This is a genomic window from Pseudoalteromonas sp. APC 3495 (genome assembly GCF_030407645.1).
Taxonomy (GTDB): domain Bacteria; phylum Pseudomonadota; class Gammaproteobacteria; order Enterobacterales; family Alteromonadaceae; genus Pseudoalteromonas; species Pseudoalteromonas tetraodonis.
On sequence record NZ_JASDDA010000006.1, the window covers coordinates 1 to 12905 of the forward strand.

At 39.7% G+C, this 12905-nt stretch carries 9 protein-coding genes and 1 pseudogene; 5 read left to right on the forward strand and 5 right to left on the reverse strand.

The genetic code is table 11. The features are described from left to right. Positions 1-136: 136 nt before the first annotated feature. The 3 genes and pseudogenes from QL984_RS03660 to QL984_RS03670 form a co-directional block, all read left to right on the forward strand. Positions 137-766 carry a hemolysin III family protein gene (locus QL984_RS03660; RefSeq protein WP_036954828.1) on the forward strand — a complete coding sequence of 210 codons (630 nt, stop codon included), beginning with the start codon at positions 137-139 and terminating at the stop codon, positions 764-766. A gap of 203 nt (positions 767-969) precedes the next feature. Then, positions 970-3210: a diguanylate cyclase gene (locus QL984_RS03665; protein ID WP_290171983.1), complete on the forward strand. Its 2241-nt coding sequence runs from the start codon at positions 970-972 to the stop codon at positions 3208-3210. Between the two features lie 12 nt (positions 3211-3222). After that, positions 3223-3999, forward strand: a pseudogene (locus QL984_RS03670) (EAL domain-containing protein); the annotation flags it as partial. 1 nt (position 4000) lies between these two features. Here QL984_RS03670 and QL984_RS03675 read toward each other — a convergent pair. Together QL984_RS03675 and QL984_RS03680 are read right to left on the reverse strand one after the other, a co-directional pair. After that, positions 4001-4306, reverse strand: coding sequence for an MGMT family protein (locus QL984_RS03675; RefSeq protein WP_013463248.1), 306 nt, complete (start codon positions 4304-4306; stop codon positions 4001-4003). Further along, positions 4296-5198, reverse strand: coding sequence for a LysR family transcriptional regulator (locus QL984_RS03680; RefSeq protein WP_024600876.1), 903 nt, complete (start codon positions 5196-5198; stop codon positions 4296-4298). The genes QL984_RS03675 and QL984_RS03680 overlap by 11 nt, the downstream gene beginning before the upstream one ends. A 122-nt stretch (positions 5199-5320) precedes the next feature. On the opposite strand from QL984_RS03680, the gene QL984_RS03685 reads away from it, so the two are divergent. Next, positions 5321-6403, forward strand: coding sequence for an efflux RND transporter periplasmic adaptor subunit (locus QL984_RS03685; RefSeq protein ID WP_013463246.1), 1083 nt, complete (start codon positions 5321-5323; stop codon positions 6401-6403). 2 nt (positions 6404-6405) lie between these two features. Continuing rightward, positions 6406-9471: an efflux RND transporter permease subunit gene (locus QL984_RS03690; protein WP_036954831.1), complete on the forward strand. Its 3066-nt coding sequence runs from the start codon at positions 6406-6408 to the stop codon at positions 9469-9471. A gap of 57 nt (positions 9472-9528) precedes the next feature. Here the strand turns inward: QL984_RS03690 and rluF are convergent, their stop codons facing one another. The 3 genes from rluF to QL984_RS03705 are packed head-to-tail and all read right to left on the reverse strand — an operon-like array spanning position 9529 to position 12889. Next, complete coding sequence (gene rluF, locus QL984_RS03695) at positions 9529-10518, reverse strand: 23S rRNA pseudouridine(2604) synthase RluF (protein ID WP_024600878.1); 990 nt, start codon at positions 10516-10518, stop codon at positions 9529-9531. A 43-nt stretch (positions 10519-10561) separates the two neighbouring features. After that, positions 10562-11647 carry a DUF418 domain-containing protein gene (locus QL984_RS03700; RefSeq protein ID WP_024600879.1) on the reverse strand — a complete coding sequence of 362 codons (1086 nt, stop codon included), beginning with the start codon at positions 11645-11647 and terminating at the stop codon, positions 10562-10564. A 27-nt stretch (positions 11648-11674) separates the two neighbouring features. Beyond that, entirely contained in the window at positions 11675-12889 is a 1215-nt protein-coding gene (locus QL984_RS03705; RefSeq protein ID WP_024600880.1) for an HDOD domain-containing protein, read from the reverse strand. Positions 12890-12905: the final 16 nt, after the last annotated feature.

Sequence of the window (12905 nt, forward strand, 5' to 3'; positions counted from 1 at the left end):
ATATAACCAAATAGTAGTGTATTTTTTAACATGCCGTAATCCATAAACTGGCAGCACCATGTCAATCAATTCTCAATTGATAATTTCAGCGTACACTTGTACACTAAACGTTAAATTGTAAGTGGTAGGATCTGTTATGTCTTTTGAAGCGCCCTATTCTAAAAAAGAAGAGCTATTAAATGTTGTTAGCCATGCTTTAGGTATTTTATTTGCTGCATTTGTAATTTGGGATTTATTTAAACAAGCTAACTCTGTAAAAGGTTACGCCAGCACAGTCGTTTATGGCAGCAGCTTATTTATTTTATTTTTGTCCTCTACACTTTATCACGCCAGTGTTCGTCCTAAATTAAGAGCGTTTTATAAAAAATGTGACCACTGTGCTATTTACATGCTTATTGCTGGCACATATACCCCTTTTTTATTACTCTCTTTATCTGGGATTTGGTCTTGGGCTACCTTGGTATTTATTTGGACAGTAGCTTTAGCCGGTGTTGCTTATAAACTGCTTGTTAAAAATGGCAATAAAAAAGTGTCACTCGCTACCTATTTATTAATGGGCTGGTTTGCACTGGCAATTATATACCCACTTTACTCAAACTTACCTATCAACGCACTATACTGGCTACTTACTGGCGGTTTATTTTATAGCGTGGGTACATTGTTTTACAGCGCTAAAAACACTCAATATAGCCACGCTATTTGGCATCTTTTTGTCATTGGCGGTTGTGTAAGTCATTATATTGCCATTACTCACTATGTGTATTAACTAAATACACATAGTGCCTTCCTAGCTAATCTCACAATGTAGCCTATTATTTTACTCAAGCTTTAGTAAATCACGGTGGTTATTTTAAAGTATAATTAAATCTCCCTAATGCTTTAGATGACTGTTTGCTATACTGTTTCAGGAACTTAAAACGCCATTGTTCTAAATGGACGCGGCTTAAACAACGCTAGGTGTTATTTACATTGTCACCATCTAATACTCGACCACAGATACTGAGCTTGTTTATAAAAGCAAGACTGGTGTTGATCACATTGTTAATCTCAACGCTTGCATCTGTGTATTCAATTTATCTACTCGATCAATACATTTATCAGCAAAAGCAAAACTCTATCAGAAAGGTGGCGGGTAGCTACGTTAACCATATTAGAAATAATCTTAACCAAGCACTTTCTGCAGCCTATCCTATTGCGGCATTAATTCGTACTCAAAATGGCGAGACTAAAGGCTTTGAAGAACTCGCTTCTGAAATGTTAAGTCTTTATCCTGGTCTTGACGCCTTACAACTTCATAAAAACGGTATTCTTACACACGTTGTTCCACTTAAGGGCAATGAAAGTGCTATCGGTAATAATGTTTTAGAGAACCCACTGCGAACGCAAGAGGCATTTTTAGCCAAAAAAACAGGTAAATTAACCCTTGCAGGCCCTTTTGAATTATTTCAAGGTGGTATGGGTGCAGCGGCTAGGCTGCCTGTGTATCTAGATACCTCACAGGGAAACCAGTTTTGGGGATTTGCCACTGCGCTTATTCGTTTTCCTGATATTCTTCAAAGCGTTAATTTAGCTCAACTGCCACAGGCAGGCATTGGTTATGAGCTTTCAAAAGTCATGCCCGATACAAATGATGTGCAAATCATTGCTACCTCAGACAACCAAATAACAAAAAACACGGTCGACTTTAACATACAAGTGCCAAACGGCGTTTGGGTATTTAAAGCCTACCCTATCAGGGGCTGGCAAGACAATAGTATGCTGTTACTTGGTATTGCTATTGCGGTTGTGTTTACTTTCTTAACTTCACTTTCATCTTATCTGATAACCCGATTAAGAGCGAGCCACCTAAAATTAGAAAAAAAAGTAGAGCAACGTACTCATGCATTACAAAATAACATTAAAGCATTAACTGATACCGAAAGACGACTTCTTTTAAGCCAAAAAGTGGGGGGAATTGCGACTTGGGAATGGGACATAAAAACCAATATAATCCGCTTTTCTGAACATGGTATAAGACTAATTACTGGCAATGTTAAACAATTAGAAATGACTAAAAATGAATACCTAGCCAGTATTCACCCAGATGATCGCGCCAATATAGTAAGCGATATAAATCAATGTATTGACGCGGCGAAAGAATATAATGTTGATCACCGTATTATTACTAAACGGGGTAACGTTCGTTGGTTTAATACTAAAGGGACTCTTGTTAGAGACAGCTCTGGCAGCGCAATTACCATGTTGGGTGTCTCGGTTGATATTACTGAACGTAAATTAATTGAAGAAAAACTGCATTTATCCTCTCGGGTTTTTAGAGATACCCATGAAGGGATTATTATTACAAATGCTGATAAAGTTATTGTTGATGTCAATCCTGCCTTTTGTCATATAACCGGTTATAGCCACGATGAAGTTATAGGCCGCAATCCATCATTTTTAAATTCGGGCAAACAAACAGAGTCATTTTATAAAAACATATGGAAACAGCTCAGCCTATATGGTCATTGGCAAGGTGAAGTGTGGAACTGTAAAAAAGACGGTGAACTTTATGCTGAGCTACTTAATATTTCAGTTTTAAAAGACGACAACAACGTTACTTTTTACTTAGGAATATTTACCGATATCACCCAAGCTAAACGCCAACAAGAGCAACTTAGCCGTATTGCACATTATGATTTATTAACTAACTTGCCAAACCGCGTATTGCTTGCCGATAGGCTCAGCCAAACCATGTTGCAATGCCGTCGCCATAACAATTCTCTGGCGGTGGTGTTTCTTGATTTAGATGGATTTAAGCATGTTAATGATTCTCATGGCCATGATATTGGCGATAAGTTATTAATTGCACTTTCAATCCGTTTAAAAGATGCACTTCGTGAAGGTGATAGCTTGGCCCGTATTGGTGGCGATGAATTCGTTGCTGTATTAACTAATTTAGGATCAGTTGCCGATTGCGTACCTGTACTTGAGAGGCTACTGGCTGCAGCAGCAAAACCTGTCACTGTTAACGATATTGTTTTGAATGTCTCTGCCAGTATTGGGGTAACAATATACCCAGAAGATAATTTAGATGCTGAACAACTGATGCGCCATGCCGATCAAGCCATGTATATTGCCAAACAAATGGGCAAAAATCGTTATCATTTATTCGATACAAGTCAAGGAGATACAGTTAAAGCACAGCAAACCGGCATTACACTTATCCGTTAAGCCTTAGCTAATGATTGGTTTGTACTTTATTATCAACCAAAAGTAGATATGCGAACGGGTAGTATGATTGGCGTTGAGGCATTAATACGCTTGCAACACCCAGAGCGCGGGTTGCTTAGCCCTATTGAATTTTTACCTGTAATTGAAAACAATGCGCTAATGATAGACGTTGGCGAATGGGTTATTAACGCTGCATTATCTCAAATTAACCACTGGCAAATTTTAACACCTAGTTTAAACATAAAAGTGAGCGTTAATGTTGCCGCAGTTCAATTACAGCAGCCTGAATTTACAGCGCGGCTAACTGAATTACTATTGGCACATCCACAGGTCGATGCTAGAAACCTAGAGCTAGAAGTACTGGAAACCAGTGCGCTTAACGATGTAGCCCACGTATCTAAAACCATGCAAGATTGTAAAGCTTTGGGCGTTGAGTTTTCATTAGATGACTTTGGTACGGGTTACTCATCACTCACTTATTTGAGGCGTTTACCTGCAAGCCTAATAAAGATAGATCAAAGCTTTGTTAGGGATATGCTTGAAGACTCTAACGATTTAGCAATTGTAAAAGGCGTTATTGCACTGGCCAAATCGTTTAAACGAAGCGTTATAGCTGAAGGCGTAGAAACCCCGGAACATGCAGCAACACTAATGCTACTTGGCTGTTATTTAGCACAGGGCTATGGTATTGCTAAGCCAATGAAAGCCGAAGATATTCCTATTTGGCTAGACGAATGGACCGCAGATGAAATTTGGGCTTTAACTGACTTACATAAAATGGATAATTAGTTTATTGCCAGCGGTGTTTTGCCATATTGATTCGTTGATTGTTAAAAGTAACACCCTCAGAAAGTAGCTTTTCTCGTTGCGTTTGATACAGCGCACTGCCCTGTGCAAACGCTATTTTACCTTGGCTGTTAACCACTCTATGCCAAGGGATCGTCGAATCTTTTGGCATCTCTTTTAATAATCGGCCAACTAGCCTTGCATTATTAGGATACCCTGCAAGCGCCGCTACTTGGCCATAACTGGCAACACACCCTGAGGGTATACTCGCAATAATAGTATAAATAACCGTTTCTTTATTAACGTCCATTATTGTTTAAGTACTCCTGACTGAGTAATTCAAATTGCTGCCAAATTTTACGGGCAACAGGACCATGGTGCATAGCATGTTGACGAAAAGCACGAATTTGCGCGCTAAACTGATGCTCTCTGTCTGTTACTATTATTTGCTGTAATGAGCCCGCGGCAATTTCTTTTTTACAGTGGCCTAAGCTCATCATTGCCCATCCTGCACCTGACAATAAAAACGACTTTAGGGTAGATATGTCATCTATTTTCATCACCGCAGCCCCTTTAGAATAAGACAGCCTGTCGCTGTCTATGCTCAAGCCACTTTCAAACATCGCTAAACACGGGTAAAGTTGTAACTCATCGTAGGTAAGCTGCTTAGGTAAAATCCCTTTTGCGCCAACAATACCTATATCTAGCTTGCCTATCGGTAAGCTTTCTAAATCGCCGGTGGCATGAAATAAATCAAACCATGGGCCAATCCCAAGCTCGGCTTGGCCGGTATTCACTTGCTCTAAAGATACAAACCGTTTACCACTGGTTAAACGAAATTCTGTACTAGAAAAATGCTTAAAAGTATTACTTATGATCTCGTTATAACTTTGCACATGACAAATTTGCTCATAGCAAACTCTATATTGCGCTTCATTCCCCAGCGCCAGCTCGGTTGCAAGCTGTGTAAGCTGCTCATTCGCGTTTAAAAGCTGTTTAGCTTCACGATGAAAAATACGTCCTTTTTCGGTAAGTTGTAATCGGTATTTAGAACGGTCGAGTAGATCAAAACCTAATTTCGCTTCTAAGTTTTTAATCGCCAGTGTCAATGCAGGCTGAGTTTTATGTAGCTTTAATGCAGCGCCACTTAAGCTCGCACTTTGCACAATAGCATCTAAAATTTGTAATTGATTAAGTTTCATAGTCAGCCCAGCACATTATAAGTAAAACTTATTGAGTTTCTAAAATTTAATGAATTTTATTTTATATGTTTGCAGCGTATGCTGCACTGACTTATTTAGCCTTTTTTTATCATGGAGATATCATGCCACTGTTTCGCTTATGTTTACTATCTGCGACATTACTAAGTTTAATAGGCTGCTCGGAGCCAGAGAAAATAGTTAAAGAAGAGCCGATTCGCCCTGTTAAATTATTTAGTATTGGTCATGATTCGCAAACAAACATACGCAGTTTTCCTGCGGAAGTCGTTGCAAACCAGGGCTCGTACCTGGCTTTTAGGGTCAATGGTGAGTTGGTTGAATTTCCTGTATTAGCCGGTGAGCAGGTAAAAAAAGGGCAACTATTGGCGAAATTAGACCCTGAAGATTTTCAATTACAATATAATGAGCGCAAAGCGCGCTATGAACTGGCTAAGTCGCAGCTAAAACGTATTAAACAACTATTTGATAAAAATATCACCAGTCAATCCGAGCTTGATCAAGCGGTTGCCAATGAACAAGTCGCTGAGTCAGCGTTTAAAATTGCAGAAACAAATTTAGAGTACAGTGAACTTCGTGCTCCTTTTGCTGGCATAGTAGCCAAAGTGTTTGTAAAAAACTTTGAAAGTATTCAAGCAAAACAAAATGTTTTGCGCTTAGAAACCCGTGATTTTATGGATGTAGCAATACAGGTTCCTGAAAAAATCGTGGCACGTATTCAAAAAGATACCCAATATCAACCTATGGTTGAATTTGATGGCTATCACGACAAGCAATACAAACTCACGCTTAAAGAATGGGATACCCAAGCCGATCCTGCAACACTCACCTATAAAGTGGTGTTTTCATTACCGGTGCCAGAAGATTTTAACTTACTTGCGGGTATGTCGGGACAAGTGATGATAGATTTGAGCAAAGTTACACGCTCACAAACCCCCTACACTATTTTACCTATTGAGTCGGTATTTTCAGATCCTAATAAAAGCCTAAGCGATAATGCCTATGTGTGGGTTTTTAATCAGCAAACTGGCACTGTGCATAAACAAGCAGTACAAGTGGGCCAATTGCATCACGACACTATTGAAGTTCTTAGCGGCGTAAAAGAAGGCCAACAAATTGTCTCTGCTGGTGTTCACTCTTTACAAGAGGGCATGTCTGTTCGCCCTTGGAATAAAGAGCGAGGCTTATAATTATGGGCTTTGCGCAACTATCTATTGAGAAAAAGGTCATTAGCTGGATGTTTACGCTGTTGCTGTTAATTGGCGGCAGTGTGTCTTATTTTGATTTAGGCCAGCTGGAAGACCCTGAATTCACTTTAAAAAAAGCCATGGTGATCACTTTATACCCGGGCGCCTCTCCACAGCAAGTAGAAGAAGAAGTCACATTTCCGATTGAAAATGCCATTCAACAGCTCCCTTATGTTGATTATGTCACCTCTATTTCATCCAATGGTAAATCACAAATTACCGTAGAAATGAAAAGCACCTATCGTAAACAAGAGCTTAGACAAATATGGGATGAAATGCGTCGTAAAATTAACGACCTTAGCCCGTCGCTGCCAAGTGGTGTTTACCCCAGTAATGTGATTGATGATTTTGCCGATGTTTACGGCGTTATGTTTGCCGTCACGGGCGATGGCTACTCGTATGATGAATTAAAAGACTATGTTGATTATTTAAAACGAGAACTTGTTTTAGTCAAAGGAGTGAGTAAAGTTACAATTGCGGGACAACAGCAGCCACAAGTAATGGTTGAGGTATCGACGCAAAAGCTTGCCCAACTCGGTATTGCGCCTAGTCATATTTATGATTTACTGCAATCACAAAACACCGTATCTAACGCTGGACGTATTCGCGTGGGTGATGAGTCTATTCGCTTGCACCCTACTGGTGAATTTAAAGATGTAAAAGAACTTGAAACCTTACTAATTTCAAAATCAGGTGCCAGCGAACTCATTTATCTAGGCGATGTTGCAAAGGTTTACCGTGAATATGCTGAAGTACCGACCAATGTGATTCATTACAATCAACAACAGGCTCTGCTTATTGGTGTGTCGTTTATGTCTGGGGTCAATGTTGTTGATGTGGGTAAACACATAGATGAGCACTTAGCATCTCTTGAGTATCAACGCCCGCATGGTATTGATATTAGCTCAGTGTATAACCAACCTAAAGAAGTAGAGCAGTCGGTAGATGGCTTTATTGTTAGTTTAATAGAGGCCATTGCAATAGTTATTGTAGTACTACTTATTTTTATGGGCTTTAAAAGTGGGGTTTTAATCGGCGGTATATTATTACTGACCGTATTAGGCACATTTATATTTATGAAGCTGTTTGCGATTGACTTACAACGTATATCATTAGGTGCGCTAATTATTGCACTAGGTATGCTGGTCGATAACGCCATTGTTGTGACCGAAGGTATTCTCATCAACCTCAAGCGCGGACAAACAAAGCTTAAAGCGGCAGTTAATATTGTCGATCAAACTAAGTGGCCACTACTTGGCGCAACAGTTATTGCCATAACCGCTTTCGCACCGATTGGTTTAAGCTCAGATGCCAGTGGTGAATTTGCTGGTAGCTTATTTTGGGTGCTGTTTATTTCTTTGCTCTTGAGCTGGATCACCGCAATTACGCTCACGCCGTTTTTTGCCCACTTGATGTTTAAAGAAACCGAATTTAAACACGAACATAATCAAGAGCATGAAGACCCTTACCAAGGCATCATATTCAATGGTTATAAAGCGATATTAAATTTAGCTATGCGCTTTAGAAAAACAACCTTAGTCCTTATGGTTGCTCTTTTATGCAGCGCTGTAGTGGGTTTTGGTGCTGTGAAGCAATCATTTTTTCCAGCCTCGAATACCCCGATGTTTTATGTCGATTACTGGCAAGATCAAGGCGCTGATATTCGCGCAACCCTTGAGGGCATTAAGCAGCTAGAAGCTTATTTACAAAAGAATGAACTGGTCACAGAAATCACCAGTACGGTTGGCCAAGGTGCGCCGCGTTTTATGCTGACTTACGCGCCTGAAAAATCCTACCCTGCTTATGGACAGTTAATTATTCGTGTCACCAATCGTGAAGCCGTCGCAAAAGTCATGCAAAAAGTGCGCGATTACGCAAAGCAACATCCACTGTCAGCAAAGTTAAAAGTAAAACCAATGGAGATTGGCCCCTCAACTGATGCCAAAATAGAAGCGCGGTTCTCAGGCCCCGATCCGGTTGTTTTAAGACAGCTTTCATCACAGGCTAAAGAGATTATCGCTAAAGACGACGGTGCCTTTAACATTCGAGATGATTGGCGTGCACGCACTAAAATGATTCGTCCGCAATTTAATGAACAAAAAGCGCGCCGTTTAGGGATCACCAAATTTGATCTTGACCAAGTTCTGTTAACGAGCCTGTCGGGTAAGCAAGTAGGTGTATATCGTGATGGTACGCAATTATTGCCTATTATTGCCCGTTCACCGGCAAGCGAGCGTTTAAATGTAGACAGTGTTCACGATTTACAAATTTATAGCCCTGTTTTACGCGTGTTTGTGCCGGTTACCCAAGTGGTTGATGAATTTATTGTTGAGTGGGAAGACAGCTTAATTATGCGTCGCGATCGTAAACGCACCATTACTGTGATGGCAGATCATGATGTTTTGGGTGATGAAACGCCTGCAAAATTATTTGCTCGGGTTCGCGCTGAGGTTGAAGCAATTGATTTACCCCGTGGCTATGAAATGCAATGGGGCGGCGAGTTCGAATCATCAAGCAAAGCGAAAAAGGCTATTTTTGGCTCGTTACCACTGGGCTATTTAGCAATGTTTGCAGTAACAGTATTACTGTTTAACTCAGTGAAAAAACCTTTGGTTATTTGGGCAACTGTACCGCTGGCTATTATTGGTGTTAGTGCAGGCTTAATAGTGATGAATGCGCCGTTTAGCTTTATGGCGCTACTGGGCTTATTAAGCTTAAGCGGCATGCTAATTAAAAACGGCATTGTACTGGTTGATCAAATAAACTTAGAACTGAGTGAAGGTAAATCGCCATATCAAGCAGTGTTTGACTCAGGCGTAAGCCGTGTGCGCCCTGTAGCCATGGCCGCTATCACGACAATACTTGGCATGATCCCATTACTATTCGATGTATTTTTTCAGTCGATGGCGGTCACCATTATGTTTGGCTTAGGGTTTGCCACCATACTGACGCTAATTGTAGTGCCGGTTTTATACACTGTGGTATTTAGGATTGATTACCCTAAACAGTAGGCTAACAAAAAACGCAGCTAAGGCTGCGTTTTTATTTGCTTTTTTACACAAGCTTAATTACTTTTTTAAGCTTAACGTGCCACTGCTGCGGGTTTTGTTTCCTGTGGCAGTATTTGCTTTGTGAGTATTTGATTTACCCACATAAGTAGTAGAGCGTTTTTGATAAGGCGTATTTCGACTACTTTTTTTAGCTTGCTTTTGTTGCTCGTCATTATTTTCACGACGTAGTTTCCCGCCCTGAAAGTCACGCTTATGAGCAGATTTAGCGCCACTATTTTTAGCTTGTTCAGTGTAATTGCGCTGTTCAGTATCATCATAAAGTGAGTGTTCTTGCGTTTTACCTGAATCAGCAATTGAGTCGTTAATGACCGCCATTTCAGCGTCGCTTAAATGTCGCCACTGCCCTACTTTTAAGCCTTTGAGAGTTACGTTCATAATACGCACACGTTTTAGTGTAACCACTTCGTAACCTAAGTATTCACACATACGGCGAATTTGACGGTTTAAACCTTGGGTTAAAATAATGCTAAATTGCTGCGCACCAGTCTGAGTAACTTTACACTTTTTAGTCACGGTATCTAAAATAGGAATACCGTTCGCCATTTTATTTACAAACTGACGATTAAGTGGTTTGTCTACAGTAACCACATATTCTTTTTCGTGGTTATTGCCAGCTCGTAAGATTTTATTAACGATATCGCCTTCATTGGTTAAAAAAATCAGCCCTTCTGAGGGTCTGTCTAAACGACCAATCGGAAATATACGTTCAGGATAATTAACGGCTTTAACTATATTACTTTGAATTTTACGCTCTGTGGTACAGGTAATGCCCACAGGTTTATTATAAGCAATATACACACGTTTAGGTGGTGCTTTTAATGGTTTACCATCAACCAAAACTACATCTGATTGGGCAACTTTAACACCCATTTCTGGTAATTCGCCATTAACGGTAACACGACCTTGCTCAATATATTTATCGGCTTCGCGGCGAGAGCAAAACCCGGTTTCACTAATAAATTTATTTAAACGCTTCAAGTCTGTCATCAGGCAAATCTTCTTAAATATAAAGGCGCATAGTTTAAACTACTCAAGCTATTTTTTCGCGGTTAATTTTCGCTAATTTACGCCATAGGTATTCAAGCGGGCCTTGCTTAAAATACCGGCAATAAATAGCTGTAAATATAAGCTGTACAATCACTAAGCTAATAGCGACGAGCCAATAATCGAGTCGGTTAAATTTGAGCGTCCACTGCGGAAAAAACACTTTAAACAATAATAACTGCATAATGGTTTGGCTTATGTATAAAGTAAACGCTAAGCGTCCAACTTGTTGGATAAGCCCCCCTATGTGGGCGCTGTTGTCACAAAGTTTAACGATTAAATGAATATAAAGCAGTGCAACACATAAGGCAGCAAGTTCATTAACAGGCTCTTGTAAGGCATAACCAATACCTTGATTGTATGGCACTAACATTAACCTTAAGCTAATAAATAACGCACTTAATAGAATAAGCTTAATAAGCAGCGCCTTACTAAGCCCTTTACTAAACACACCGTATTTGTAAGCCAAAATACCAATTAGCATAAACCCAGCACTAGCCCACAATAATAAAATAGGCACAGCCAACAACATATAGGCGCTCATTGCTATATTTTGGCTAAAGTGAGCACCGATGCTTTGGTAGTAACTAGTGTATATTTCGTAGTACTCGGGGGAATCTCTGTATAATGGCGCCTCATTAAGTCCTAACATAAATATGGCAATAGTCATTAAAGAAATAAAAGTAAAAAGCGCAGCTTTGTTTTTAAGCTCTTCATTCGTGTAATCTAAATAGCGCAATATAAATAAACCTGACACCCCATATAAAAACAAAATGTCGCCCGCCCACAATAAAAAACCATGTATTAAGCCAAACACAATTAGCCAATGTAATCGTTTTTTTAGTGGCTCAGTGCATTGGTATCGCTGATACTGAATATAAAGACCCGCACCAAACAGTAAAGTGAATAAAGTGCGAAACCGCCCTTCAACAAATATAAGGCTTAGTATGTTTAGAAACTGATCACTAGGTGGTGGTGTTGTGAGTGGCGTATAATTAAGCTCGAAAATAGCGAAGGAAAAACAGTTAATAAATACCAGACCAAGTACGGCTATGCCCCTTATAAAGTCCATATTATAATTGCGCAAAGCATGAATTCCCTAAATATTATCTTTATAGCTATCGGCCCATTGTACCGCTTGTTTGTATAATTTTGGTAAAAAAGCACTGTCTAAATTAATCAGTAATACTGCATTCTCAAGCGCCCACCAGCTTCCTGTTTCGTAGGCTTTTACTGTTTCAAGGATATAATATAAGTTATTTTTTTCACCAGTTAACGCTGCTTTTATATCTTCCGGGAATGGAAGTTTATCAACCAGCAAGTCCATTGGCTTGTCTAAAATAGCATCGAGCAGTGAAAAAAGCCCCGTTAAAAATGCTTCACCTTGAACCTGCTTAGCAACTTTAGCGGCTATTAATTCACAAAACCGTGCGCGAATAACGCACATCTGCATGAGCTCTATAGGCTTAGAGCGTGCTGTATGGGCAGTGACAATTAAACTAACAAACTTTTTTAAACGTGCTTGGCCGAGGTAAACTAACGCTTGTTTTAACGACGAAATTTGGCTTTGTAGCGGAAACACACCGCTATTTAATAAACGCAGTAACTTGTAGGCCAATGCCGCATCAAGCTCAAATAAACCGGTGATCACTTTAACATCAGGATCTGGCTTCATTACTTCTGAGTAAATAGCGATCACTAGGCCGTAATTATAGTGAATATCTTTTTGTTCTATCATCACTGGGCGCGCAAAATAATAACCTTGAAAATAATCAAAGCCCATTTTACGGGCCAATTTATATTCTTCATCGGTTTCTATTTTTTCGGCTAGTAGTTTAATATTTTTGTACTTTTTAAGCTTATTAACCACCAGCGGAATTTCAGCAAGTGGAGTAAGGCGAATATCAAATTTAATTAAGTTGACCAGCTTTAAAAAGCGCTCCCACTGCGGCGTATAAACAAAATCATCCAGGGCTAATTTGTAGTTACTGTGAAATAGCTTGCGACATAGCTCGTAGGTATCGTCGGTGGGCTCTATGGTTTCAAGTAATTCAATTACAACATCTTTACAAGGTAAAAAATCACACAAATCAAGTTTTAATGACTCAGGGCCAATATTGATCAATGCTTTTTTACCCGAGGTAATGTGACGAGTACCTAGGTTAAGCTGGTTTTCCATGATAAGCCTCGCCGTTGCTTGACCATCAGATACACCAGGAAAGCAATTTTCAGGACTATCGCGAAATAGCAGTTCATAAGCAACTACATTTTGATTCCGATTTAGTATTGCTTGCCTTGCCACAAATACAGACACATTACCTACTTTATAT